The following is a 26,752-nucleotide window of genomic DNA, read 5'->3' as shown; positions in this document are numbered from 1 at the left end:
AATGATATAATTTAGATAAACTGTGTCTCATAATTGTGACTTTCAGGGAGGGAGAACTTTGAAAAAACGGCGATTAGTAATGAGGGCGATCATCTTATTGGTTTTAGCCTCTGCCGTAGCCTACACACTTTATGCCAACCTGACGAAGGACAATAGAATGAAAGTGGAAGTTGGAAAACAAGCGCCTGATTTTGTGTTGGTTGATATGCAAGGCGAAAAGCATAAGCTATCTGATTATAAAGGCCAAGGGGTATTCTTGAATTTTTGGGGAACCTGGTGTAAACCATGTGAAGCTGAGATGCCTTATATTAATAATCAATATAATCATTATAAAGATAAGGGTGTAACAGTGCTGGCTGTTAACGTGAGTGAGTCTGAATTAGCAGTTAACCGATTTATAGAACGCAAGAAGCTTGATTTTCCTAATGTTATTGATAAAGACGGGCAGGTTCAAGCGGCATATGGTATTAATCCGCTTCCGGCAACCTTTTTGATTGATAAGGATGGAAAAGTAGTTAAGTATCATACTGGAACGTTAACAGAAGCAACTGTAAGGGAGTTTATGGAGAAAATTAAACCTTAAGGGGTTGTAGGGAGTTTTTTGTAATGAAAGATGTTAAATGTGAATGCGGACATGTAAATCCACACGGGACCGTATTGTGTGAGGCATGCGGGAAAGTTCTAGTTGAACAATCACAAGATCAACCACTGTTAGATATGCGATATGAAGGCAGTGCCCGCCGCTCACAGACATATAATAAGTCCATAATTGATAAAATATGGAACTTTTTTTCATCCGTCAAAGTAGGTGTATGGCTCATCGTCATCACATTAGTTGCTTCAGCAGCTGGGACAATTCTTCCACAGGAAATGTACATACCACCTACTATGCCAGCTGAAGAATATTACGAAGATCAGTACGGATGGTTTGGGAAGTTATACTATGTACTTGGCTTTAATAATTTATATAGTTCTTGGTGGTATCTAATCCTAATAGCCATGATAGGTATCTCGCTTGTGATTTGTAGTCTTGATAGGGTAGTGCCATTGTATAAGGCTTTAAAGGCCCAAAGAGTAACAAGACATGAAGGATTTTTAAAGCGTCAGCGTTTATTTGGGATAAGTGAGAATGGGGACCAACAGGACTTAACAGCCGTAAAAGAACGATTAAAATCCAAGCGTTATCATGTAAGGGAAGAAAATGGAGATTTGCTCGCTGAAAAAAATCGTTTTTCTCGTTGGGGTCCTTATGTGAACCATGTGGGATTAATAATATTCTTAATAGGCGGAATGCTGCGATTTGTTCCTGGTATGTATATTGATAAAGTCTTATGGCTGCGTGAAGGTGAAACAAAGGTTGTCCCAGAAACAGATGGACAATACTATGTTGCAAACGAAAAGTTTATTCTTGAAAATTATGATAAAGAAAAAGACAAAACGTTTGAAGCAGCAATTGATCGTGCTGGAATGGTTGTGAAAAATTATCAGACAAATGCTGTACTTTATAAAAGAGTCGGTCCGGCAATTCCTGGAGAAAAGCCAGAATTAGAAAAAGTCAAAGAACACAAAATTAAAGTGAATCAGCCATTAAAATTTGAAAGGTTTGCTTTATACCAAGTAGACTACAAGCTGGATGAATTAAATACAATGTCCTTCTCTTTAACAAACAAAGATTCAGGCAAAACATTTGGTGACATAAAAGTTAATCTTTATGATCCAAAGCCTAAATATGACCTTGAAAATGGTTATGCCGTTGAGGTCTTAAGTTTTTTCCCAGACTTTGAATTTGGAGAAGATGGAGAGCCGACAACTAAATCACGTATACCCAATAATCCTGCCTTTGTATTCAAAATGATTTCACCTGAAGTACCAAAAGGGGAAACGAGTTTTGTTGCCATTCAACAAACCATTGAGCCATTAGGGGATAACCAATATAAAATGGCTTTCAAAGGTATTGAAACTAAAAATGTTACTGCTTTGACTGTCCGTAAAGACTTAACGATTTGGATTATTATTGTTGGTGGAATTCTCTTTATGATTGGGGTAATCCAAGGTGCATACTGGAATCATCGTAGAATTTGGGTACAAAACAAAGACGGAAAAATTTGGATTGCCGCACATACCAATAAGAATTGGTTTGGATTAAAAAGAGAAATAGAATTCGTACTAACGGAAACAAAACTTACTATTCCTAATGATCAAGTACAAAGGGAAAGAATGGATAAGGAGGGTGTCTAATTGGTAACACTAAGTAGTAATTTACTATATATTGCATTTATTCTTTATTTAGCAGCGACCCTCTTCTTTGGCGGGGCTATCAAGGCTAAGAAGAACACCGGGGAAAAGAAAGATACAAATCGATGGGGGAAAATTGCCGTCTTTTTAACAATTATTGGATTTATATCTCAGGTTGGATACTTTATTACTAGATGGATTGCAGCAGGACATGCTCCTGTAAGTAATTTATTTGAATTTACAACCTTTTTTGGAATGTGTCTTGTCGGAGCATTTATCGTTATTTATTTTATTTATCGAACACCGCTTCTAGGATTATTCACTATGCCAGTTGCAATACTTGTAATTGCTTATGCAAGTATGTTTCCAAGAGATATCTCTCCATTAATACCTGCATTGCAAAGTGACTGGCTTCACATCCATGTTACGACTGCAGCTTTAGGAGAGGCAATATTAGCAATCAGCTTTGCAGCCGGATTGATTTATCTAGTAAAGGTAATTGATCAATCTAAAGCGAGCAAGAGGACCTTCTGGCTTGAAGCTGTCATGTTTGGGTTAGTAACAACATTAGGATTTGTTCTTGTTTCCACTTTATTCTCGGCAATGGATTATAAAGCTGAATTTAGTTGGATTGATAAGAATGACAGTGAAGCAAAAATTGAATACACTATGCCAGCGATTACTGGCCCTCATGAAGGGGAACTCCTAACCAGCGGAAAATTTGAACCGCTTGTGGAAATGCCTGCGTTGATAAATGCGAAGAAAATGAATTCTGTTATTTGGTCGTTTATAGGTGGTTTTATCCTGTATGGTTTAATACGATTAATCCTGAGAAAACGTATTTCTGCCGCACTTCAGCCTTTAGTAAAAAACATTAATCTCGACTTTGTAGATGAAATAAGCTATCGGTCTGTATTAATCGGGTTCCCTGTATTTACGTTAGGAGCTTTGATTTTTGCGATGATTTGGGCACAAATTGCCTGGACAAGATTCTGGGGCTGGGATCCTAAAGAGGTTTGGGCGTTAATAACATGGTTATTCTACGCAGCCTTTTTACATCTTCGTCTTTCTAAGGGATGGCACGGGGAGAAATCAGCCTGGCTGGCGGTTATCGGTTTTGTCATTATCATGTTTAATTTGGTAGCTGTTAACTTAGTTATTGCAGGACTTCATTCTTACGCAGGATAATGATATATTTAACTTTATAGCCTTTACTTTTTCCAAGTAAAGGCTATTTTGCACATTTTTATATAGAAAAAAGCTTGTTTGTCAAAAAATAGTCACATTTTGTTGAGACAATTTCGCTTAGTTATAGATTAAAATAGTCACATTTTGTAAAATAACTGCATGGGGGGATTATTAATGGATAAAGACGTGAAGATTTTAGTAGTGGACGACGAGGAAAGAATCAGGCGTTTATTAAAGATGTATTTAGAGCGTGAGGAATATACCATAGATGAAGCAGAGGATGGAAATGAAGCGTTAACGAAAGCGATTGCTAATGATTATGATGTAATTCTTTTAGACTTAATGATGCCTGGTAAGGACGGACTAGAGGTTTGCCGTGAACTAAGAGAAAAGAAAGCTACACCTGTTATCATGTTAACAGCTAAAGGTGAAGAGGTAAACCGTGTACAGGGGTTTGAAGTGGGTACAGACGATTATATTGTTAAGCCATTCAGCCCTAGAGAAGTGGTATTACGAGTAAAAGCTCTGTTAAGAAGGTCTTCTCAAACTAGTTATCTTCAAACAGAAACAACTACAAAGGATGTTATAGTGTTCCCGCATTTAACAATTGACAATGACGCACATAGGGTTTTAGCAGATGGTAAAGAAGTAAGTTTAACTCCAAAAGAATATGAATTATTATATTTCCTTGCTAAAGCACCTGACAAGGTTTTTGACCGGGAGCAATTATTGAAAGAAGTATGGCATTATGAGTTTTTTGGAGATTTACGTACGGTTGACACACACGTTAAGCGTCTTCGTGAAAAGTTAAATAAAGTCTCTGAGCAGGCTGCAAGAATGATTGTAACTGTTTGGGGCGTAGGTTATAAATTTGAGGTCGTTAATGAATGACCTTCTTACGCAGTGTAGTTGGTAAGCTTTGGTTTACCATCATATTTTTGGTTGCCTTTATACTTTTCATTTTAACGGTAATGCTCCTTGAATTTTTTGAGAATAATAAAATTACGGAAACCAAAAATAACTTAACTCATCAAGCTGAGAAAATAGCGAATGTGTTGGAAACTCATCCGGATGAGCAATTTTCCTTAGGATTAGAAATCTCTTGGGAAATAATAGATGACTTCACCAAAGTAGTCATAATTAAAAATGACAAAGAGGTTTATTACTCTCCCGGCTCTGAGAAATCAGTGAAATTATCGGTTTCAGATATACGTAATGATGTTGAATTGTCAAAAGTCTTTGAGGATGACATTATTGTTGAAAAGGTTTCAAAGCTTTCAACTGATAATTCAAATAAGGATATTGCGAAGTTCTCGATAATCGGTGTTCCGCTGCACGTTGATAATGGGCAAAATGGCGCAGTATTTATCTATCAATCTTTGGAGATAATTCAAGAAACTACACGTTCAACAACTAATTTTATATTACTTGTTGCAGGTGTCGCTATTATCCTAACAACTATATTTGCCTTCTTTTTATCAACGAGGATAACTGCCCCGTTAAGGAAAATGAGAGAGGCAGCGTTTGAAGTGGCAAGAGGGAAATTTGATACAAAAGTACCTATTCTAACTCACGATGAAATTGGGGAACTTGCCACGGCATTTAACCAGATGGGCCGACAATTAAAGTTCAATATGAATGCCCTGAGTCAGGAAAAAGAACAGCTCTCGAGTATCTTGAGTAGTATGGCGGATGGTGTTATTACCTTTAACAGAGATGGTACGATTTTAATTAGCAATCCACCAGCTGACCGATTTTTACAATATTGGTACTATGAAAAAGGTGGTGCTGGCTCTCCTTCCGAAGAAATTCCAACTCAAGTAATGGAGCTTTTTCAACTAGCTGTGAACACAGAAACAGAGCAGGTGGGGGAAATTTCTCTTCAAGGCCGTCACTGGGTAATATTGGTTAGTCCACTATACAGCAACCGATTTATTCGAGGAGCAGTTGCGGTACTTCGAGATATGACAGAAGAACGGGTATTAGAAAAAATGAGGAAAGACTTTATTGCAAATGTTTCTCATGAACTTAGAACACCGATTTCCATGTTACAGGGTTATAGTGAAGCCATTGTTGATGATATCGCTGAATCTCAGGAAGAGAAAAAGGAAATGGCAAAGGTTATCTATGATGAATCATTAAGAATGGGCCGGCTTGTAAATGAATTACTTGATCTAGCAAGAATGGAAGCTGGGCATATTCAATTAAGCTATGATGAAGTGAGTCTGCCTGCTTTTATGAATAGAATAGTATACAAGTTTCAAGGTCTGGCAAAAGACAATGAGATACAACTTAGTGCTGAATTAGATAATAATATTCCCAGCATATTATTTGATCCAGACCGCATCGAACAAGTGTTAACTAATTTAATTGATAATGCTATCAGACACACGCCACAAGGCGGTTCAGTTAAGCTGCGTGTTAGAGATGATGATTTCGGTATTAAAGTAGAAGTTTCTGATTCTGGATCTGGTATTCCAGAGGAAGATTTGCCATTCGTGTTTGAACGTTTTTATAAAGCAGATAAAGCAAGAACTAGAGGCAGAGCCGGTACTGGATTAGGACTAGCTATTGTTAAAAACATCATAGATGCCCATCATGGTCATATATCTGTACAAAGTAAAATTGGACAAGGAACGACATTTACCTTCTTGCTTCCACGAAAAAAAGAAAAAAATGGCGATTTCTCTTGATTCACGAGGAACAATTAAGAGTTGAGGCACCTGGAGCAGGAGACCTTTAAATAACGATAAACTCATCTAAAAGGGTGAGTTTTTTGTTTTGCCTTCACTTTTAATAATAAAAAGTCTATATTTAAAATGTGAAACTTTTTGTACATAAGTATCGACTAATTCTATGAACGGGGAGGGGAATGGATGGACTCCGTTTTCGAAGAACTCTACCAAAAATATCATCATGATGTTTTTCAATTTCTTTTTTATATGGTTAGAAATAAAGAACAGGCTGAGGATCTAGTTCAAGAAGTATATATCAGGGTGTTTAAGTCTCATCATCGCTTTGAAGGAAAAAGCAGTGAAAAAACCTGGTTATTTTCTATTGCGCGAAATGTTGCCATTGATTCATTTCGTAAGCAAAAAGGATGGAAAGGAAGACTCCTTGAAAAATTTGATTGGTCTTCGAGCCAAGTAAAGGATGAGCATCCGATTCCAGAAGAAATTACCATCCAAAAAGAAGAAATCAAATGGATTTATCAATGTCTGGATCACTGTACTGTCGATCAACGCTCAGTTGTCATTTTGCGTTTTTTAAACGATTTATCTATAACTGAAACTGCACAAGCACTAGGTTGGACGGAAAGCAAAGTAAAAACAACTCAACATCGTGCATTGAAGGTATTGAAGAAGTACATGGAATTATTTAATGAAAAGGAGGGAATAGAGAGTGAAGAAGTCAGAGTGGAGCGATAAACAGCTCGAAGAATTACTAAGAGAAATGCCTAGAATACAAGACCATCGCAATCCTCGTGACATATACCAAAACATTTCCTTAAAAAAGAGAAAAAGGCCAGCATGGATTATTCCTGGATTAGCAGCAGCCGCCGCCTTATTCCTTTTTTTCTTATTAGTTCCTAAACTATTTGATGGAACACAATATTCTTTGGATAGCGCAAAACAGGAAGAATCGTCAAGTGAGGAAAAAATAAGTATTTCTGAGGATAACTCTTCTGATTTGAGGAAACAAGATGACTCGGAACAAAATGAGATTGGTATATCAGATGCAGAGCCTAAAATGTCGATGACACCTAGCAATAAAACTGCTGTATATGAAGAAGACACAGCCGCGGGGACAGTATTTACTTATTGGATTCCTGATTCGCAAATACAAATTCTCGTTCCTGTTTCTATTCTCGTTACTCCAGATAATAATAAGGATTGGTTAACGAACTTTACTGAATCGATGGAACTTTTAAATGAAGAGGAATGGGGATTAACTGACTATTATCCTATAAATGCTAAGTTGGAATTGGATAATAACACAGTTATTGTTGACGTGCCTAATGATCATAAATACGGGCAAGGTTCTGCGTCTGAAACAATGTTTATTGATTCATTAAAGAAAAACATTGCTGCGAATAGTCAGGTGAATAAAATAGTATTCACTACCAACGGACAGCCGGGAATAGAGCTTGGGAACTATGGGGTAATTGAAGAAATAGAGGTTAATCCTGAAGGAAAACATGCCTATTTCTTATATACCCCTGATGGATTAGATACCGCCTATCTGGTTCCTTCAACTGAGACCTATCTTGATATTAATGCTGCATTTGAAGCGATGAAATCCGATCAACAGCAGGGGTTAGCTGCTTCACTCGTTCCTGGCTTCCCTCTTAAGGAATTTACAATTGAAGATAATAAATTAATCATCACTATGGATGAAAACACTACAATGGAGAATAACCAAGCAGCGGTTTATTCTTACGAAGCAATTTTATTAACAGCAAAGGAATTTGGAATCGAGACAATAACAGTATTAAACGCACCAATTAATTTTCTAGGACCGTTTGATTTAACAAAGGAAATGAAAGTACCATTAGCACCTAATCATCGCCCAATCCAATAATATAAGTTGAAAAAGATTAACCTGTACAAGGTTAGTCTTTTCTATGTTTACTTAAATGCGACTTACACTTTTCTAGATAATATGAATAAAAAACCATTTCTCTCCAAATTATAACAAGTATGCTTAACCGCTCTGACCAACTCGATGTTCTAAACAATAACTGCTGAACATATGGTGTTTGGTAGAGAGGACATGATTAAGGAGGAAAAAAATCAAATGCGAGACTACATAAGGCGGCTTTTAATTGCCGCAATTATGGCGCTTTGTGTCAGCTTATTGTTTTTAGGCGGCAAGCAGACTGAAGCGAGTATGCAGGAATCAAGAGAGATTAAAGAAGGGTGGATATGGCCTGCAGATGGTGTCATATCCGATACATATGGAACAAGACATGGAACACATAAGGGAATTGATATAGCGGGCAGATTAAATTCTCCTATTATAGCTGTGGAGAAAGGGGTAGTGGATAAATCTTATTATTCACAGACATATGGGAATGTGATATTTATTAAGCACCCAAGTAACTATGTTACAGTATATGCCCACTTAAATAATCGACTTGTACAAGCTGGACAGGAAATAAATCAGGGCGACAGAATTGGGACGATGGGGAGGACAGGTGAATCAACAGGTGTTCATCTACACTTTGAGAGTCATCAAATAGCATGGACATTTGATAAGAAAAATGCAATCGATCCTGAAATGCTGCTTGGTTATACTGAGGTCGGTTCAACCGTAATGGGTGGAAAGACAGGCAGTACTGAGAGTCTTGCAGCTAGTACGAATATTAAAGGTGATAAGGTACGTTATATTGTGCAGGCAGGAGATACCCTATCCTCCATCGCAAAGAAAAGCAATCTCTCAGTTATACAATTAAAAGAAGTCAATCAGCTTAAAACAGACCTAATAATACCTGAACAAGTCTTAGTCATACAACAGTAGTAGTTTCGCTAACCGTCACATTCGGTTAGTTTTTTTTCTTTTCAAACCTTTTTTTTACTAGTATAATAAAATAGAAATTAAATATCGATCTATCTTCGGGGCAGGGTGAAATTCCCGATCGGCGGTATTAGAGTAAAACTCTTGAGCCCGCGAGCCTTTATGGCAGGATTTGGTGTGATTCCAAAGCCGACAGTATAGTCTGGATGGGAGAAGATGGAGGTTCTGCGACGTTCAAAAAATGCTGGTTTATTGAACGTTTATTAAGTGTGCCTTCATAAACTCCCTCAAGATTATTTTCTTGAGGTTTTTTATTTTACTAGGACATCTTAAAAGCTGCTGAACCTCTCTTCCTAACTTGATGGATCAACAAGGAGAGAGGAAAATGAAGAAAAAAATGAGTGTCAAAGCAATTGTATCAATTGGAATGCTGAGCAGTATCGCATATCTTTTAATGCTGATAAATTTCCCGCTCCCGCCATTTCCAAATTTCTTATTTATTGATTTCAGCGATATCCCAGCATTAGTCGCTGCATTAATTTTTGGACCTGTCGCAGGAATATTGGTTGAGTTTTTCAAGAACGCACTCAATTATCTTGCAACTGGAAGTGCTACGGGAATTCCAGTTGGCCATATTGCTAATTTCCTAGCTGGTATTCTGTTTGTATTGCCTGCTTATTACGTTTACAACAAAATGAGAACTAGAAAAGGGATGACGCTTGCATTAATTGCAGGAACCCTTATTATGGCCGTAATGATGAGTATTTTAAATTACTTATTTATTTTACCGGCTTACACCTCACTGTTGAAGTTTCCTGATATGCGTAATTTAGTGGTACCGGCTATACTGCCTTTCAATATCATTAAGGGCATAATCATGTCTTCCATATTCATGCTGTTATTTATTAGATTACAGTCATGGATTAATAAAATATCCATTGTAAAAAGTGCTTAATAGTCAAAAAAGAAACCTGAGTTCCAGGTTTCTTTTTTTACGCGCCTTAAAAAATAGGCTCTGTTAAAACTTAATGTTGTTTTCACTGTGTTTGGAACATAAGCGGAGAATTTCCGTTTAAATTGGGAAATACCCATATTTCCTTAATAATAGGCGGAGTTTTTCCACTTATTGTATCCAAATCCTTGTAATTTGTCTTATTTAAAGCAATTAAGCGGAATATCTCCGCTAATAACTGCTTCTAAAGGTTCCTCTATAAACAATAGCCGGAAATTCTCCGCCTATGAATTCTTACCCCTGCACGAAAAACAACAATGAATAACAACAGATCCCAAAAATAAAAAACCCGCCATCATATGGCGGGGGTAGCAGCTTAACAATATTTCAACGACAAAATATTATTCGAATTTAGTTGCGTCTCCATCAAATGGTTCGTCTGCAACTTTGATTGAATCTGTTGGACAGCCTTCAAAAGCATCCATCATATCATCAATTAATACATCAGGGATTTCTACAATACCCTCATTATCATCTAGAGTTACGAATGCAATACCCTCATCATCATAATCGTAAATATCTGGTGCCGCTGCGCCGCATGCTCCGCATGCAATGCAAGTTTCTTTGTCAACAATCGTATACTTTGCCATGAAAAAAAAACCTCCCAATAAAATAACTTACTACATCCATATAAAAATGGAAACGCATTACTCATACCTATTGTAAAACTGAATCAATAACTTTTCAATAGAAAAATACTCTATAGAATTTGGATTCCCTAATCTTCCACATTTTTTAGCAACATGATTTCTACTTTCATGATAGAATAGGGATAGAAAAATAGGTAATTTTGTCGATTATGAGCAAAAAGTGGTGGAATGGAATGTGTGAAATTGAAAACATTTTATTATATTGTTTGAAACAAATAAATGGTGAAAGAACAATTTATTCCATCTATCATCTTTTAAATGGAAAAAAGTCATCTCAAACACTTCAGGATGCTCATTTGTTTTCTCTTAAGAGGTACTTCCGAATCCTGGAACCATTAACACGCGAATCTTTTGATGAAATATTTAACAATATACTCTCGAAAAAACTGGTGGAAGTCTGTGGAGAGCAGCGGTACCTTCTAACAACAGCTGGAAGAGAGTACTTAATACAAAATCCACAGCCCCGCTATATAAATGGGTGGAGGTATCAACCTTATACAATGTTAGTGTGGGAAAGACTTTCCCTGCTAGTACAAGTTGCATCCAACTTTACATTCCAAGAAACAAAATATATCCCAATTCAAAAGAATATTGAGGTTCATAACTGGTTGAAAGAGATTTTAAAATCAAACACCATACCCAAGCAGAAGCTGGGAGAAAGCCTCTTTTTGGAATTAGTGGATTGTCTTGAACAGGCAAAGGATATCAAACCTTCCGTACTTGTTTTTCGATTAACAGGGAACAATCGAATTGGATTAACCCCTTTGCAGACGGCAAACATGCTGAACATGGATATACACCAATATCATCTTGCATTTATTAATATTCTCCATTGCTTGATTCAATCTGTTGAAGAACAACCTGATCGATACCAGGTATTATCGTCGCTGCTTACAAATCTTGAACAAAATGATTCATTGACCCTATCTTCTCGAAAAACCTGGGTACTTTTAAAACAGGGCTTTACATCAGAAGAAATAGCAGGAATTAGGAATTTAAAGTTAAGTACAATTGAAGACCATCTTGTAGAATTTGCTTTAAATATAAAGGATTTTTCAATTCATCCCTATGTTGAAGAAGAAGTCCAACAAAAGATACTAGAGATCTCAAAGCAAGAAACTACTAGGCAGCTTAAAGTAATTCGGAATACATTAAAAACAGCTTCCTATTTTCAAATTAGACTCGTTCTCGCAAAGTATGGTGATAGGCAATGGAATTAGAAAAACTTCTATATAAATATTTTGGTTATCAAACATTTAAAGCGGGGCAAAAGGAAGTGATTTCTTCTGTACTTGCAGGGAATCATACCCTTGCCATGCTTCCAACAGGTACAGGTAAATCATTGTGTTACCAACTTCCAGGGTATTGTCTTGATGGGCAGATATTAATCATTTCCCCGCTGTTATCTCTTATGCAGGATCAGGTGGAGCAATTAATGAAATTTGGTGAAAAACGGGTAATTGCATTAAACTCTTTTCTTGATTCGGATAAGAGAGGTTACGTATTACGTAATTTAACAAAATATAAATATATTTTTGTCTCACCAGAAATGTTAAGTCTGCCTTCTATTATGAAAAGGCTGCAAGCACTTACTATTTCTTTATTTGTAGTGGATGAGGCACATTGTATTTCGCAATGGGGTTACGATTTTCGCCCGGAATATTCTAAGCTCGGCGATTTTCGAAAAAAACTCGGAAATCCCTTAACTCTTGCTTTAACAGCAACTGCAACCAAAAAGGTAAGAGAGGATATTATCAAGTCTCTTTCCTTACAGAATTACCACAAGATTGAATCAACGATTGACCGGCCTAATATTGCTTTTTATGTTGAGGAGGTCCCTAATTATCATGATAAGCAATCACGCTTGATAGAACTTGTCCGAAAAATGCAAAAACCAGGAATCATTTATTTTTCAAGTAAAAAGATTGCGGAACAAATAGCCTCTTTATTAGCAGAGAGTGGCATAAGCCGAGCTATGGCCTATCATGGCGGGTTAGACCAGGAACAAAGGATCTTGATTCAACAGCAATTTATTCACGGACAGTTAGATGTTATTTGTGCAACGAGTGCTTTTGGTATGGGGGTTAATAAGGAAAATATTCGCTTTATCATTCATTACCATATGCCAATGCAAATTGAATCGTATCTGCAAGAAATCGGCAGAGCTGGACGAGATGGAGAGACTAGTCTTGCGGTACTTCTTTATTCTCCTGGCGATGAGCAGCTTCCGATACAGCTCGCAGAAGGAGAACTCCCGTCTGAACAGCAAATTGATTGGCTGTTTTCACAGTTTACACCTGGAATACCGCTTCATCATTTCTTAGAGGCTAATCAATATTTAAGAGAGTACGGAGGGTTTTCCGAGGTACAATGGCGTATTATTCAAGATTTCATCAAAAATCCATTAGGAGCTTCCAATCAAGAGCTGTTGAAGCAGAATTTGAAGGAATTTGTAAATGAAAGATTAAAAGTAAAGAAAGATAGCGTTACCTTTCAGAAAAAGTGGATTAAGTCAAAATCATGCAGAAGAAATCTAATTCTAGAGTACTTTGAAGAAGCTGATATAAATGGAAAGGTAAAGAATTGCTGCGATATTTGTGGGATTAACCTAGGTCAATATCAAGCTGCTATAAGTGACCGAACTACTCCTTTGACTGAAAAGATGTGGAAGGATTATTTAGCTAATATGCTGTTAAATAGTGAGTTGAGTGAATGAAAAATAAATATAATGAATTAATTAAAGGATTAACAGATAAAGAACTGCTCTTTCATTTATACATGACCCAAATCTTACTGCTTATCATTACAGTAGCTGCAGGTATTATTTTGTTTGACCAATTTTCATTTATGAGGGCTATTGATTTTTCTGACATCAGAATTTTGCTTATTGGCGTACCTGCTGGGGTTGCGGTTGTCATTGTAGATATACTATTGATGAAATGGCTTCCATCATCTTATTACGATGATGGCGGTTTGAACGAGAGAATTTTCAGAAATAGGAGCATCCTTCACATAGCTTGGATTGCAGCATTTGTTGCAATAAGTGAGGAATTACTATTCCGAGGAGTTATACAAACAAAGGTTGGTCTAATATTCGCAAGTCTCATATTTGCACTCATTCATTATCGATATCTTTTTAATTGGTTTTTATTTATTAATATTGTTCTCCTCAGTTTTTTCATAGGTTTCATGTATGAATGGAGTAACAATTTAGCTCTTACAATGGTAATGCATTTTACGATTGATTTTTTATTAGGATTATACATTAAATATAAACACTCCACCGATAAGGATGCACAGGAGGGGCTACTTCATGAATAAAGAAGAACCTTATAGAGACCAGGCTGAAAGGCTAAAACAGCGTATAGAAAGAATAAATGAAGAAACAAACGAAGTTCGTGACCAATTACCTCCTAGAGAACAGGTTCATAGGGAAAAGAGAAAGAAAACGAAATTAAAGGTAAAATATCCGGTTATTCGTATATTGGTATTATTTTTTATCCTAATGCCAATCGTTATATTTAGTGCCTATACCTATCTAGAAGAGGGGAAAAAGAGCAATAGAACCGAAAAGGTCACCGGGGACTCTTCTGGTTACGAGGTTATTAATTTTGAGAAGTCCGAAACAGAAAGCTCTACAGAATCTGATGAAGAAGAGAAAACAGTGGAAAGTGATGAAGAAGCGATCGAGGTTCAAAAGACTGTACTGCCAGATACTACGATAAAGAGTACAGAATCCACCGACAAAGGCACTGATAAAAATGCAGGCACTTCAACTGAACCTGTTTCGGCAAAACCTAATTCAAATAAAGTTATTTATCATACAGTTAAAAAGGGAGAAAATCTTTATAGGATTTCTCTGAAATATTATCATTCAAAAGCTGGAGAAGAAGTCATCCGAAAAGCAAACAATCTTAAGGGTGATGAAATCTACCTGGGACAAGTCTTAGAAATACCATTAAACAAGTGACCGATCATTTTTTGATCGGTTTTTTTTATGTAAAATTTCATATTTTTATGGACAAGTTCATATTTATAATAAAGAGGTGGTTAGAGATGGATAAACCAATCCAATTACTTGAACATACTGATGAAGCAACGAAACAAATGTTAGAAAACGTTCGTAAAAGAAAGGTGAAATTTGATAATGCGAAAAAATGGCATTATGTAACTATTTATTCCATGCTGCTATTTGCCTTCCTATTTTTTAGTTATTTCTACTTTATCATTGCCAAGCAATACTCTTATTCTTTTTTTGCTATGTTCTCAGCCTCAGTTAGTGACGCTATGAACCTCAGTTTGTTAGGAATAACAGCAATCCTGTATGGTGCGATGAATGTATTAAGGCAGCAGAAGGATAAAAAAGAGAAAGAATATCAGGAATTAAGGTGTGAAATAGTCAACCGTAGTAAAGATTTATGGAAAAAGGAAGAACATTGGAAAAACCGCCATGTTGATTTTCAAGTAATGAAGAAAACCTATGACATTAATCTTTATCACGAAAAAAAATAAGAAGCAGCCCTTGTCTGCTTCTTTATAACATCAAAAAAACTTCTTCTTACCTTGCTCATCTTTTAATATTTCAACTGCTTCAAGGAAGCGCTGTGAATGGATAATTTCACGCTCGCGCAGGAACCTAAGACCATCATTTAGATCGGGATCATCACTCAGATTAATGATCCATTGATAAGTTGCCCTTGCCTTTTCTTCAGCAGCAATATCTTCGTAAAGGTCCGCAATTGGGTCTCCTTTTGCTTGAATATAGGAAGCTGTCCAAGGGACACCAGAGGAATTTTCATAATACAAGGCATTATCATGAATGGCGTAGTGATCACCTAAACCTGCTGCTTTCATCATTTCCGGAGTGGCGTCCTTCGTAAGTTTATATATCATTGTGGCAATCATTTCAAGATGGGCAAATTCCTCTGTTCCGATATCCGTTAATAATCCAATAACTTTATCTGGGATGGAATATCTTTGATTTAAATACCGCAACGCCGCTGACAGTTCACCATCTGCACCGCCATATTGCTCCACTAAATATTTAGCTAGAGTTGGATTACAAGTACTTACACGAACCGGATATTGAAGCTTTTTTTCATATATCCACATTTATACAATTCCCTCCCTCAGTTTAGAAAAGTAGTTTAAACTTGCCAAGGCCATGGAGGTTCATTCCAATTCCAAGGGTGTGCGGAGTAGCTGTTGCCGAACTGCTGAAGTGGACCAAACTGACTTTCAAATGCCTTTTTCAATGTTTTTCTTTCTTTTGCATAATGATTGAATTGCTTAATAGCTTCAAGGTCGTCCGGATGTGTGTCTAAATAGAGTGTTAATTCAACTAAGACAAAGTCAACTGTTTGCAGCTGTTCCATCATTTGATAATATTCAGGCGGGATTTGTTTCATCTAGGAATGCCCCCCTTAGCTTTCTCAAATGGGTTGTAGTAAGGGTCGTAAAATGCTTTCCATAGTGTTCCTGCTCTTAGTGCTTCCTGTGGTGAGAATTGTGGAAGGTTTGGCGGTTGAAATCCGATATATAGATTTGGTGGAGTTGAAAAGGTTTTTTCTACAATTGGCTTGCAAGGGTCAAATGGACTAGCGATAGGGTGCCAGGTTTTATATAGAGTAAACATAGTAGCCCTCCCTTAATTAACATCATTAATAAATATGAAAATTTTTGGGAATCATGACTTAAAACTTTTATTAAAAAGGATAAATCCATGTTTTGTTGAAGTATAATAGGGTAGGCAGGATATTTACTTAGAGGTGATGGATAGTGTTTGTAAAAAATATGATGATTCCACAGCATGCGTGTGTGACGGTCCAGGAAGACACAACATTGGCTGAAGCATTAGAACAGCTGGAAGCAAACCAAATTGATGGGGTGCCCGTTTTACAGGGAGATAAGTATCTGGGGGTCGCAACACGATACAAAATATATGAAAGTTACTTCTTATCCGGAAAACAAAAGGATGATTTTTTAAAGAACTCCAAAGTAAAAGATATAGCTACACATCAAGAAAAGTACCTATTGGGTGAAGAAGTATTTGAAAAAACTCTTCTAGACTTGAAAGACTTCCCTTTACTGGCTGTAGTCAGCTCAGAACGTAAATTTCTGGGAGTGGTTACACGATCCGATGTGCTTTCCACTTTTCAAAGCGCTTTTGGAGTAAATCGCCCAGGGGTTAGAATTGCCTTTACATCTGTAGAAACAGAGGGGCGTATTGCGCGACTATCTGAAATTGCACATCACTTCCATGAACATATTATATCTCTAGTAACTTTTGATGAGACTGATAAATTAGTTCGAAGAATTGTAATGAAGGTTGAAAAGAAAGACAATATTGATCGGTTTACGAAGAAACTTGAAGAACAAGGATTCCGTATCTTAAGCATTCAGGAAGACTAATTTTTCTTAAGTGAAAGAAATGAAATCCTTCTCATACAATGTATGGGAGGGATTTTTTTGCTGAAGATTACATTACGGCTAATACTTATTTTTTTGTGCGGCTATTTAGTAATTGAATGGTTTCCAATTACTTATCCCATTGATTTATCTGAAATTTTGGTCGGACCTATTATTTATCCATTAGAATTTTTTGCTGCCACATTAGCTTTTTTCTTTTGTATTTTCTTCAGTCTGCAGCTATTTCAAGAGATTCATCGCCTTACAATGAAAATAGTGAAGAAGAAACACAGCAAACGTTAGTCCTGTTTGGTTTTAGTCTCCTTTATGGTATGATTTTAAGTAAATATTAAGAATGGAAAAGGGGAAAGCATGGGGTATATCATCGTTTTGCTTCTGATTGTGGGAGCAGCTCTTATTTTGTATATGGTTAAAGAAGCATTTAAAAATCAACTGGTGCATCATGAGATGGCTTTTGAAGATTTTCCTAGCTCGTTTGGGTCTGTATCGGTATTTTTTATCTCAGATATTCATAAGCGTCTAATTTCTGACGAAATCATCAACAATGTTACCGGAAAAGCCGATATCATAGTAATTGGCGGGGATTTAACCGAGAAGAGTGTTCCGTTTGAACGTGTTAAAAAGAACCTCGAAAAACTAAAAAAAGCAGGACCAGTGTATTTTGTTTGGGGAAACAATGATTATGAAACGGACTATCGTAAATTAGATGCAATCCTTTTAGATTCTGGTGTAAAAGTATTAGCTAATACAGCTGCTACTTTTGAATCTGTGGACGGAGATAAATTATCACTGCTTGGTGTAGATGACCTTAATCAAGAACGAGACAGACTTGACTTGGCATTATTAGACGCTGAGGAAAAAAGCTTTAAAATATTAGCAAGTCATTACCCTGACATTACTGACAAAATATTACCTGAACATAATATAAGATTGGTGTTAAGTGGTCATACTCACGGAGGGCAAATACATATTTTGGGTTACAGTCCATTTGAGGCAGGAAAGGTAGAAAAATTAGAAAATACCACTTTATTAATTAGTAACGGGTATGGTACAACAGGAGTTCCTCTAAGATTAGGAGCTCCTGCACAATGTCATTTAATTACGATTAAAAAGGGGCAGCAGTAATCTTTTACTTGGATAAAATCGGGGGAATTAGGATGGCGGACCAAGTAGGTAAGTATAATATTAAAGCTGCTGCATTAATGCTGGGGATTCAGCCTGGAACGCTAAGAGCATGGGAAAGACGTTATCAAATGATTGCACCAGTTAGAAATGAAGCAGGACATCGATTATATACAGAAGAGCATATTAAGATTCTCAAGTGGTTAATAAAAAAAGTGGATCAGGGATTTACCATTAGTCAAGCTATTTCCTTAATGGGGCATAATCAGATACAAATGGCTTCTGAAGGCTTAAACCTTAAACAAAGTAACCCATTAAACGGTTTAACTGACTCACTATATGATGCCTTAATCCACTTTGAAAATGAGAGGATTAATGAAGTAATCAATTCAATGTTTAGTATCTTTACGATGGAAAAAGTAGTTTTAGATATTTTTAGTCAGGTCCTTATAAAAATTGATGATTCTTTTAAAAATGGGAAAATAAACAATGTACAAAGAAGGTATTCTTCATCCTGCTTAAAAGCTCGAATTACAACGATCATTGAAAGCTTTCCTGTTAATCATAATCCCAATAAAGCAGTAAGTCTCACTTTCTCGCAGGATGGTGAGGATTTTGGGCAGCTAATGATCTGCTTTTATTTAAGAAAGCGTGGAATAGAGGTAGTTAATATTGGCCATTTTTATTCTGAGGGTGATCTTAAAGAAACTTTGGAAATCATACATCCTGATATATGTATCATCTCTTGTAATGATCAGAAAGACTTAAATGAAGCACTTTCACTTGTTGAACTGCTATCCTTAAATCATGATGAAATTACCATAGGTCTTGGCGGTAAAGCAATTACCGCCTTGAAATCGTCTGATAAGGATCGCTATTCAACCCATATTTTCGGGCAGACTATTAATGAATGGGAATCTTGGCTGATGGAACGTATGGTATTTTAGACAAAGCACCAACCACCTCCGTTGACATACACTAGGGATAAGAGTTATGTCACGGCAGGGGGCAAAAGAGCATGCGCTTAGAACGCTTAACAGTCAATAAGATTAAAATTTTTTTAACCTCTGATGATTTAATGGAAAGGGGACTTTCCAAAGACGATATTTGGAAAGATTCAATTAAATGGCATCAACTATTCCATGACATGCTGGAAGAAGCAAGCGTGGAATTTGATGTTGAGATTCAAGGATCTGTGGCAGTTGAAATATTTTCCTTACAGGCCCAAGGAATGATTATGATCATTACGGTTGATGAAAATATTGAAGATGAAGAAGAAGAAGTATTATTTGATGGTTTTGTAGAAATGCAAGTAAGGGTTGAAGGCTGTGAAAACCTGCTGTACCAATTCGAGAGTATAGAAAATATTATTGATCTATCACACACGCTGACTTTACTAAAAGTTAATGGCGGCAGTTTATATTCCTATAATAATCGTTATTACTTACTTATGAATAATATAGATTCCTCCATCGTAGAAAAAATTGCGGCATTTTTATCAGAATACGGAAATCCTTCAATTTTAAGCACACATTTACTTGCTGAGTATGGCAATCAAATTATAGAGAATAATGCGGTGGAAACGATACGAAAATATTTTAAGTAGATAGTTATTTTTGAGACAAAGGAGCCCACCGCTCCTTTTTGTTTTGTTTAGGAGCTGCATCATACTTCAATAAAAAATGACAGCGGTTACAAAAAGCATCTCAGAAATAGGGAAAAGTGTATTTTTCATCTTGCATAAATCCATTAGTCGTGTATACTTGTGTCTGAAAGCGACAACAATTGTTAAAGTGATTTCTAGGAGGTTTACAGATGGTAGCCGAAAAAAGTAATGAAAAAACTAATCAAGAGACTGAAAATAATGTGTTAACTTCAACGCAGACAGTAATACATAAAGCTCTTGAGAAGTTAGGTTATCCTGAAGAAGTATATGAGCTCTTAAAAGAGCCGTTACGGATGATGACCGTGAAAATTCCAATTAGAATGGATGACGGTTCAATTAAAATATTTACTGGCTATCGTGCACAGCATAACGACGCTGTCGGTCCAACTAAGGGTGGAATTAGGTTTCATCCCAATGTAACAGAGACTGAAGTAAAGGCCCTTTCGATTTGGATGAGCTTAAAATGCGGTATTGTCGATCTTCCATATGGCGGTGGAAAAGGCGGTATCATTTGTGATCCACGTGACATGTCATTTAGAGAGTTAGAAAGATTAAGTCGTGGGTATGTACGTGCAATAAGTCAAATTGTTGGACCAACAAAAGATATACCGGCGCCAGATGTTTTTACAAATTCTCAAATTATGGCTTGGATGATGGACGAGTATAGTCGTATAGATGAATTTAATTCTCCAGGCTTTATTACAGGCAAGCCTTTGGTTCTAGGCGGCTCTCATGGACGTGAATCGGCTACTGCAAAAGGTGTAACCATTTGTATACGGGAAGCAGCAAAAAAGAAAGGAATTCAAATTGAGGGTGCCAGGGTTGTTGTTCAAGGCTTTGGTAATGCAGGCAGCTATTTATCTAAATTCATGCACGACGCAGGAGCTAAGGTAGTAGGTATTTCTGATGCATATGGAGCTTTATATGATCCAGATGGACTTGATATTGACTATCTTTTGGATCGCCGTGATAGCTTCGGAACTGTGACGAAATTATTTAATAACACAATTTCGAACAAGGAACTCCTAGAGCTGGATTGTGACATTCTCGTTCCGGCAGCGATAGAAAATCAGATTACTGCTGAAAATGCTCACAATATTCGTGCAAGTATTGTGGTTGAGGCTGCTAACGGACCAACAACACTTGAGGCAACTGAGATCCTGACAGAACGTGGAATTTTACTTGTACCAGATGTATTAGCTTCAGCTGGAGGAGTAACGGTTTCCTACTTTGAATGGGTTCAAAATAATCAAGGCTATTATTGGTCTGAAGAAGAAGTTGAAGAAAAACTAGAAAAAGTAATGGTAAAATCATTTAACAATATTTATGATACAGCGCAAACAAGGCGTGTAGATATGCGCTTATCTGCCTATATGGTCGGTGTTAGAAAAATGGCTGAGGCCAGCCGGTTTAGAGGATGGATTTAAAAGCATTACTATTGAAACATAATGGAAAAACTCCTATCATTGTCAGGTAGGAGTTTTTTTATGGAATAATAAATTGAGGTGATCAATTTGCAACTAGAAGATATTATTATTGTCGGAGGGGGACCATGTGGTTTAGCAGCAGCCATTGCATTTAAAGAAATTGGGCTAAATCCTCTCATCATTGAAAAAGGGAATGTTGTGAATGCTATCTATCATTACCCTACTCATCAAACATTTTTTAGTACAAGTGAAAAGCTGGAAATCGGTGATGTCCCTTTCATTACTGAAAGCTATAAACCAAAAAGAAATCAAGCACTCGTTTATTATCGGGATGTTGTTAAGCGGAAAAGTCTGCGTATTAATGCCTTTGAAAAAGTATCAAAGGTGCAAAAGGAGGAAAAAGGTTTTCAAGTAGTTACGAATAAACAGGTATATCAGACTCAGTTTGTTGTAGTAGCCACAGGATACTACGATCACCCAAATTATATGAATGTCCCTGGGGAAGATTTACAGAAGGTGTCTCATTATTTTAAAGAAGCACACCCTTACTTTGATAAGGACGTTTGTGTAATCGGCGGGAAAAATTCTAGTGTTGACGCAGCACTTGAACTTGTTAAAGCAGGTGCACGAGTTACGGTTTTATACCGTGGTAAAGAATATTCAACGAGCATTAAGCCTTGGATCCTCCCTGAATTTGAGGCATTAGTACGAAATGGAACCATTACGATGGAATTTAATTCCCATATTATAGAGATAACCGATGATCAAGTAAGATATAAAAAAGATGGAGAAGAAAAGAGCATATATAATGATTTCGTTTTTGCGATGACTGGGTATCGGCCTGATCATAAATTTTTATATAATATGGGAGTAATCATTGACGAAGAAACGGGAAGGCCACTTTTTAATTCAGACACAATGGAGACGAATATAGAAGGTATTTATATTGCAGGTGTGATTGCAGCAGGTAACAATGCGAACGAGATATTTATAGAAAACGGCAGGTTCCATGGCGGTCTTATTGCAAATTCAATTAAAGACAAAGGTGTAAAAGGGTGAAAAAATCATATGAAAAAAGTTGTATTGTTAACAACAGGCGGAACAATTGCCAGTAAGCCTAATAAGGATTCAGGTAAATTAGCTTCTGGGGAATTAACAGGGGAAGAACTTGCTGCAATGTGTAATTTGCCGGGTGATATTGAAGTCATTGTTGATTCCGTATTTCAAAAGGCAAGTATACATATTACGTTTGAAGATTTAGTGTTTTTAAAGGACAAAATCAAGCAATATTTTGAGGATGAGAGTGTTTCTGGAGTGGTGGTAACCCATGGAACAGACACCCTTGAGGAAACAGCCTACTTTCTTGATTTAACTATTCTGGATCCACGGCCAGTGGTAATAACAGGATCCCAGCGTTCGCCTGATGATGTTGGAAGCGATGTTTACATAAACCTTAGACATGCTATTTATTCTGCCTGTTCAGAGGATTTACTAAACGCAGGGGCTGTTGTCGTGTTCAATGAACGAATTTTTGCCGCTCGGTATGTAAAAAAAGAACATGCCTCCAATATACAGGGATTTAACGTGTTTGGATTCGGTTATCTTGGAATTATCGATAATGATGTTGTCCATATTTTTCAAAAGCCGATAAAACGTGAATTTTTTGAGATTAAGTCGCCAATTCCTGAAGTCGAAATTGTAAAATGTTATATCGGTGCTGATGGAAAATTTATTAAGGCTGCGAGGGAGTCCGGTGTAAAAGGAATCATCCTTGAAGGTGTTGGACGCGGTCAAGTTGCTCCTAATATGATGGAGGAAATAGAAAAGTCCCTTTCTGAAGGAATTATTCTGGTGGTTACAACGAGTGCTGAAGAAGGTTCTGTGTATACTACTTATGATTATAAAGGCAGTGCATATGACTTATTTCAGAAGGGTGTAATACTAGGAAGTGATAATGATTCTAAAAAGGCTAGAATTAAATTAGCAGTTGCACTTGCCAGCGGACTTGAGAAAATAAATTTTTAATAAAGCAATTACTAAAAGGAAATAATCTTTCATTTAATTAATATCAATATCATGTTAGGATTAAGTATACGAATTGATTTTGAAATGAGGATTATCCATGCTGGGAATATTATCAGCCGGCATCGCCCCAGGATTGGCTTTGCTGAGCTATTTCTATTTAAAAGATGAATATGAGTCAGAGCCAATATCCGTAGTTATGAGGACATTCATGTACGGTGCTCTTCTGGTGTTTCCAATCATGTTTATTCAGCATGTGCTCCAAACAGAAAATATCATTAAATCAGGATTTATCGATGCATTCCTTTCCTCTAGTTTGCTTGAAGAGTTTTTTAAATGGTTTATCCTGTTCTACGCTATTTACCAGCATGTTGAATTGGATGAACCTTTTGATGGTATTGTATATGGTGTGGCTGTTTCGCTTGGTTTTGCCACCGTTGAAAATATATTTTATTTGATTGCTAATGGAATTGAACATGCCATGGCAAGGGCATTGCTTCCAGTCTCTAGTCATGCGCTGTTCGGAGTCATTATGGGATTTTACTTAGGAAAAGCTAAATTTACGGAAGGAAAAAAACAAAAATGGGTATTAGCATCACTACTTTTGCCGTTTATCCTTCATGGCTCTTATGATTATATTTTAATTTCACAAGAAAACTGGATTTATATTATTTTACCTTTCATGATCTTTCTTTGGTGGTTTGGCTTAAGAAAGGTTAAAATGGCGAAAATCCTTACGACAAACCATAAGAAAAAGCAATATTCAACGCAAAATACCTTTCATTCATAATAGAAATTCCCTTCATTCTAAATGAAGGGGATTTTTTTTGAATAAATTTCCCATTACAACAAAAAATAGGCTTACATCTAAAAAGATTTACAACTGGGGGTTACTTTACCATGAAGAAGATCGTTACGTTTATTTTACCAATCATAATCTCCCTTTGTATGATGCCATTTACGTTTCTAGAGGACAACAAGGCATTTGCATTCTCCAATCAGGTCGTTCAACAGGGTGCTGTTGGAGAGGATGTCATTGAGCTTCAATCTAGACTACAGTATTTGGGTTTTTACAATCGGAAAATTGATGGTGTGTTCGGATGGAGTACCTATTGGGCATTAAGGAATTTTCAATATGAATTTGGAATGACAATTGATGGACTTGCAGGTACAGAAACAAAGGCAAAATTAGTCAAAGCTAGTAAATATGATAAAAACTTTGTAAAAGAACAAATCAATAAAGGAAATAAATTTACACATTACGGTGGAGTAGACCAAAAAAAGCAGACTGCACCGCCGCCAAAAGCACCAGCTAAATCACCTGCGAAGGCACCCGCCCAAACACCTGCAAAAACAGGCAGTCAAAAACAGGCTGCACCAAAGCAAACAGCACCAAAAGAAGCGGCACCAAAGCAGGCAACACAAAAAGCACCAAATAAACCAACTGCGGCTAATACTCCAGGCGGTTTCTCAAGTAACGATATTCAATTAATGGCTAATGCTGTTTATGGTGAATCCAGAGGTGAACCGTATACGGGTCAAGTGGCAGTTGCTGCCGTTATCTTAAACCGTGTAAATAGCGCATCTTTCCCAAACACTGTTTCAGGAGTTATTTTTGAACCTGGTGCATTCACCGCTGTTGCGGATGGTCAAATTTGGCTGACTCCAAATGAACAAGCTAAAAAAGCAGTACTAGATGCGATCAATGGCATTGATCCAACTGGGGAAGCACTATATTATTTTAACCCGGCTACTGCTACAAGTAAGTGGATTTGGTCAAGACCACAAATTAAACGAATTGGGAAACATATATTTTGCGAATAGAGGGGTGAAATGGATGATTAGAGGAATAATCATAGGTGTTCTAGCAGTAGGTGTTGCAGGTACAGCATACTGGGGTTATCAAGAACATCGCGAGAAAAATGCAATATTAATAAATGCAGAAAATAATTATCAACGTGCATTTCATGATCTTACCTATGAGATGGACTTACTTCACGATAAGATTGGAACGACTCTAGCAATGAACTCAAGACATTCCTTGTCACCTTCGTTAGTAGAGGTTTGGCGATTAACTTCGGAAGCTCATAATGATGTCGGTCAACTTCCATTGACATTGCTCCCTTTCAATAAAACAGAGGAGTTTTTGGCTCAAATCGGAAAGTTTAGTTATCAAACGGCAGTAAGAGATTTAGATAAAGAACCTTTATCAGATGAGGAATATAAAACATTAAAGGTTCTTTACAAACAATCAGGTGAAATTCAAAATGAACTGCGTAATGTACAGCATATGGTTTTGGAAAATAATCTCCGCTGGATGGATGTTGAGCTTGCCCTGGCATCAGGGAAGGAAACTACAGACAATACCATTATAGATGGATTTAAAACAGTTGAAAAAACAGTATCTGGCTATGATGAAAGCGATTTTGGACCAAGTTTTACCAACATGCAAAATAAGGATGAAAATTATAATAAAATTAAAGGAAAAAGTATTTCCGAAAAAGAAGCCATTAGCATAGCAAAAAAATATATGAAATTTGATGGGAATGCTGAAGTAAAAGTAACTGAGAATGGCAAGGGGTCGGACTACGGTTTTTATAGTGTATCAATAAGAAACAAGAAAACGGGTCAAGAGGGCAGTATGGATATTACAAAAAAAGCCGGTTATCCAATATGGTTTATTAATCACAGAGAAGTGAATAAGCAGAAGATTAGTTTAAATGATGCTAATCTCAAAGCTGCAGCTTTTCTGAAGGAAAATGGTTATAAAAATCTAGAATTATTCGAGAGCATGCAATATGATAACACAGGGGTCTTTAATTTTGTCACCAGTGAGAACAAAATTAGGATTTATCCTGAAGCTATCAAGGTAGAAGTGGCGCTCGATAATGGCAGCATAATTGGTTTCTCGTCAGAGGAATATCTAAAATCATTAGATGATACAAGGAAAATTGAAAAACCAGTATTAACTAGTGAACAAGCTCGGACAAAAGTAAATCCTAGATTTAAGGTCATGGAAGAGAGACAAGCGATTATCGTTAATGATCTAAACAAAGAAGTGTTATGTTATGAATTCCTGGGAACTATCGATGATGACACATACAGAATCTTTATAAATGCTGTAGATGGTACAGAAGAGGAAGTAGAAAAGCTAAAGAATGCTGAAGAAGTTTACGACGAGGTTATTTAAGGATTTAGAATAAAACTATACCATCACTCCAATAATAGTAGTAATTGTAATTATTTGGAGTGATGGTATGAAAGCAGTAGAAAGAATATTAATAAAGGTAGTTATTATCCAATTTATCTTTCTATTTTTAGCTCAGTTTTTTCTACATCAGTTAGATATATTTCCACAATTAGAACAGTTAACAAAATATGAAGGAGTAAATGAGAATACATTTACTGAAATATTACAAACCTTTAGCGGCAATTAAAAAAGCAGGAATCCTGCTTTTTTTTTATGATTAAAGTGGGGAAAGTA

General features: G+C 36.6%; 30 protein-coding genes and 1 riboswitch. Of the genes, 26 read left to right on the top strand and 4 right to left on the bottom strand.

Annotated elements, in window-relative coordinates:
- The first annotated feature begins 58 nt into the window (after window positions 1-58).
- From resA to H0184_RS06525, 9 genes are all read left to right on the top strand, one after another.
- Window positions 59-583 carry a thiol-disulfide oxidoreductase ResA gene (gene resA, locus H0184_RS06565; protein WP_221822785.1) on the top strand — a complete coding sequence of 175 codons (525 nt, stop codon included), beginning with the start codon at window positions 59-61 and terminating at the stop codon, window positions 581-583.
- A gap of 23 nt (window positions 584-606) precedes the next feature.
- Entirely contained in the window at window positions 607-2,238 is a 1,632-nt protein-coding gene (gene resB / locus H0184_RS06560) for a cytochrome c biogenesis protein ResB (protein ID WP_221822783.1), read from the top strand.
- On the top strand, window positions 2,239-3,423 hold the full coding sequence (gene ccsB, locus H0184_RS06555) for a c-type cytochrome biogenesis protein CcsB (RefSeq protein WP_221822781.1): 1,185 nt from the start codon (window positions 2,239-2,241) through the stop codon (window positions 3,421-3,423).
- Window positions 3,424-3,597: 174 nt separating this feature from the next.
- Window positions 3,598-4,314, top strand: coding sequence for a response regulator transcription factor (locus H0184_RS06550; RefSeq protein ID WP_221822779.1), 717 nt, complete (start codon window positions 3,598-3,600; stop codon window positions 4,312-4,314).
- On the top strand, window positions 4,311-6,116 hold the full coding sequence (locus H0184_RS06545) for an ATP-binding protein (RefSeq protein WP_221822777.1): 1,806 nt from the start codon (window positions 4,311-4,313) through the stop codon (window positions 6,114-6,116). Before H0184_RS06550 ends, H0184_RS06545 begins: the two co-directional genes overlap by 4 nt.
- A 183-nt stretch (window positions 6,117-6,299) precedes the next feature.
- On the top strand, window positions 6,300-6,851 hold the full coding sequence (gene sigX / locus H0184_RS06540; protein ID WP_221822776.1) for an RNA polymerase sigma factor SigX: 552 nt from the start codon (window positions 6,300-6,302) through the stop codon (window positions 6,849-6,851).
- Complete coding sequence (locus tag H0184_RS06535) at window positions 6,826-8,004, top strand: GerMN domain-containing protein (RefSeq protein WP_221822773.1); 1,179 nt, start codon at window positions 6,826-6,828, stop codon at window positions 8,002-8,004. Before sigX ends, H0184_RS06535 begins: the two co-directional genes overlap by 26 nt.
- A 216-nt stretch (window positions 8,005-8,220) precedes the next feature.
- Window positions 8,221-8,943, top strand: a complete 723-nt coding sequence (locus tag H0184_RS06530; protein ID WP_221822772.1) for a peptidoglycan DD-metalloendopeptidase family protein — start codon at window positions 8,221-8,223, stop codon at window positions 8,941-8,943.
- An 87-nt stretch (window positions 8,944-9,030) separates the two neighbouring features.
- Window positions 9,031-9,162, top strand: a riboswitch (FMN riboswitch).
- Window positions 9,163-9,325: 163 nt separating this feature from the next.
- A complete protein-coding gene (locus H0184_RS06525) occupies window positions 9,326-9,895 on the top strand; it encodes an ECF transporter S component (protein ID WP_313771727.1) in 570 nt (189 codons plus the stop codon).
- Between the two features lie 398 nt (window positions 9,896-10,293).
- Here H0184_RS06525 and H0184_RS06520 read toward each other — a convergent pair whose 3' ends face one another.
- A complete protein-coding gene (locus tag H0184_RS06520) occupies window positions 10,294-10,542 on the bottom strand; it encodes a ferredoxin (protein ID WP_079509594.1) in 249 nt (82 codons plus the stop codon).
- 233 nt (window positions 10,543-10,775) lie between these two features.
- Here H0184_RS06520 and H0184_RS06515 point away from each other — a divergent pair, with 233 nt between their 5' ends.
- The 5 genes from H0184_RS06515 to H0184_RS06495 all read left to right on the top strand — a co-directional run bounded on the left by H0184_RS06515 (window position 10,776) and on the right by H0184_RS06495 (window position 15,114).
- Complete coding sequence (locus H0184_RS06515; RefSeq protein ID WP_221822771.1) at window positions 10,776-11,822, top strand: YpbB family protein; 1,047 nt, start codon at window positions 10,776-10,778, stop codon at window positions 11,820-11,822.
- A complete protein-coding gene (locus tag H0184_RS06510; RefSeq protein ID WP_221822769.1) occupies window positions 11,813-13,318 on the top strand; it encodes a RecQ family ATP-dependent DNA helicase in 1,506 nt (501 codons plus the stop codon). Before H0184_RS06515 ends, H0184_RS06510 begins: the two co-directional genes overlap by 10 nt.
- On the top strand, window positions 13,315-13,923 hold the full coding sequence (locus H0184_RS06505; protein WP_221822744.1) for a CPBP family intramembrane glutamic endopeptidase: 609 nt from the start codon (window positions 13,315-13,317) through the stop codon (window positions 13,921-13,923). The genes H0184_RS06510 and H0184_RS06505 overlap by 4 nt, the downstream gene beginning before the upstream one ends.
- A complete protein-coding gene (locus tag H0184_RS06500) occupies window positions 13,916-14,572 on the top strand; it encodes a LysM peptidoglycan-binding domain-containing protein (RefSeq protein WP_221822742.1) in 657 nt (218 codons plus the stop codon). Before H0184_RS06505 ends, H0184_RS06500 begins: the two co-directional genes overlap by 8 nt.
- Window positions 14,573-14,658: 86 nt before the next feature.
- Complete coding sequence (locus H0184_RS06495; RefSeq protein WP_221822740.1) at window positions 14,659-15,114, top strand: DUF2663 family protein; 456 nt, start codon at window positions 14,659-14,661, stop codon at window positions 15,112-15,114.
- A 30-nt stretch (window positions 15,115-15,144) separates the two neighbouring features.
- Here H0184_RS06495 and H0184_RS06490 read toward each other — a convergent pair whose 3' ends face one another.
- The 3 genes from H0184_RS06490 to H0184_RS06480 are packed head-to-tail and all read right to left on the bottom strand — an operon-like array spanning window position 15,145 to window position 16,237.
- Complete coding sequence (locus H0184_RS06490; RefSeq protein WP_221822738.1) at window positions 15,145-15,714, bottom strand: manganese catalase family protein; 570 nt, start codon at window positions 15,712-15,714, stop codon at window positions 15,145-15,147.
- Window positions 15,715-15,749: 35 nt separating this feature from the next.
- Complete coding sequence (locus tag H0184_RS06485; protein WP_221822736.1) at window positions 15,750-16,010, bottom strand: spore coat protein CotJB; 261 nt, start codon at window positions 16,008-16,010, stop codon at window positions 15,750-15,752.
- Complete coding sequence (locus H0184_RS06480) at window positions 16,007-16,237, bottom strand: spore coat associated protein CotJA (RefSeq protein ID WP_221822734.1); 231 nt, start codon at window positions 16,235-16,237, stop codon at window positions 16,007-16,009. Before H0184_RS06480 ends, H0184_RS06485 begins: the two co-directional genes overlap by 4 nt.
- Window positions 16,238-16,380: 143 nt before the next feature.
- Here H0184_RS06480 and H0184_RS06475 point away from each other — a divergent pair, with 143 nt between their 5' ends.
- The 12 genes from H0184_RS06475 (at window position 16,381) to H0184_RS06420 (ending at window position 26,705) form a co-directional block, all read left to right on the top strand.
- Complete coding sequence (locus H0184_RS06475) at window positions 16,381-17,013, top strand: CBS domain-containing protein (RefSeq protein WP_221822733.1); 633 nt, start codon at window positions 16,381-16,383, stop codon at window positions 17,011-17,013.
- A 57-nt stretch (window positions 17,014-17,070) separates the two neighbouring features.
- Window positions 17,071-17,313, top strand: a complete 243-nt coding sequence (locus tag H0184_RS06470; RefSeq protein WP_221822731.1) for a hypothetical protein — start codon at window positions 17,071-17,073, stop codon at window positions 17,311-17,313.
- 69 nt (window positions 17,314-17,382) lie between these two features.
- Complete coding sequence (locus tag H0184_RS06465) at window positions 17,383-18,156, top strand: metallophosphoesterase (protein WP_221822729.1); 774 nt, start codon at window positions 17,383-17,385, stop codon at window positions 18,154-18,156.
- Window positions 18,157-18,188: 32 nt separating this feature from the next.
- Entirely contained in the window at window positions 18,189-19,100 is a 912-nt protein-coding gene (locus H0184_RS06460) for a MerR family transcriptional regulator (RefSeq protein WP_221822728.1), read from the top strand.
- A gap of 71 nt (window positions 19,101-19,171) precedes the next feature.
- A complete protein-coding gene (locus tag H0184_RS06455; RefSeq protein WP_221822726.1) occupies window positions 19,172-19,759 on the top strand; it encodes a genetic competence negative regulator in 588 nt (195 codons plus the stop codon).
- Between the two features lie 209 nt (window positions 19,760-19,968).
- Window positions 19,969-21,246: a Glu/Leu/Phe/Val family dehydrogenase gene (locus tag H0184_RS06450; RefSeq protein WP_221822724.1), complete on the top strand. Its 1,278-nt coding sequence runs from the start codon at window positions 19,969-19,971 to the stop codon at window positions 21,244-21,246.
- Between the two features lie 87 nt (window positions 21,247-21,333).
- Window positions 21,334-22,305 (top strand): YpdA family putative bacillithiol disulfide reductase, encoded by a 972-nt coding sequence (locus H0184_RS06445; RefSeq protein WP_221822723.1) that lies wholly within the window; start codon window positions 21,334-21,336, stop codon window positions 22,303-22,305.
- 9 nt (window positions 22,306-22,314) lie between these two features.
- Window positions 22,315-23,271: an asparaginase gene (locus H0184_RS06440; RefSeq protein WP_221822720.1), complete on the top strand. Its 957-nt coding sequence runs from the start codon at window positions 22,315-22,317 to the stop codon at window positions 23,269-23,271.
- Window positions 23,272-23,368: 97 nt separating this feature from the next.
- The gene (prsW, locus tag H0184_RS06435; RefSeq protein ID WP_221822718.1) at window positions 23,369-24,058 is read left to right on the top strand and encodes a glutamic-type intramembrane protease PrsW; all 690 of its coding nucleotides are present in this window, start codon (window positions 23,369-23,371) and stop codon (window positions 24,056-24,058) included.
- A 110-nt stretch (window positions 24,059-24,168) separates the two neighbouring features.
- On the top strand, window positions 24,169-25,092 hold the full coding sequence (sleB, locus tag H0184_RS06430; RefSeq protein WP_221822716.1) for a spore cortex-lytic enzyme: 924 nt from the start codon (window positions 24,169-24,171) through the stop codon (window positions 25,090-25,092).
- A 13-nt stretch (window positions 25,093-25,105) separates the two neighbouring features.
- Window positions 25,106-26,458, top strand: a complete 1,353-nt coding sequence (gene ypeB / locus H0184_RS06425) for a germination protein YpeB (protein ID WP_221822714.1) — start codon at window positions 25,106-25,108, stop codon at window positions 26,456-26,458.
- Window positions 26,459-26,525: 67 nt separating this feature from the next.
- Complete coding sequence (locus tag H0184_RS06420; RefSeq protein WP_221822712.1) at window positions 26,526-26,705, top strand: YpfB family protein; 180 nt, start codon at window positions 26,526-26,528, stop codon at window positions 26,703-26,705.
- Window positions 26,706-26,752 lie beyond the last annotated feature (47 nt).

It is taken from the genome of Neobacillus niacini (assembly GCF_019749295.1).
GTDB classification, from domain to species: Bacteria; Bacillota; Bacilli; order Bacillales; family Cytobacillaceae; genus Neobacillus; species Neobacillus niacini_D.
This window is presented reverse-complemented; position numbering and strand designations above follow the sequence as displayed.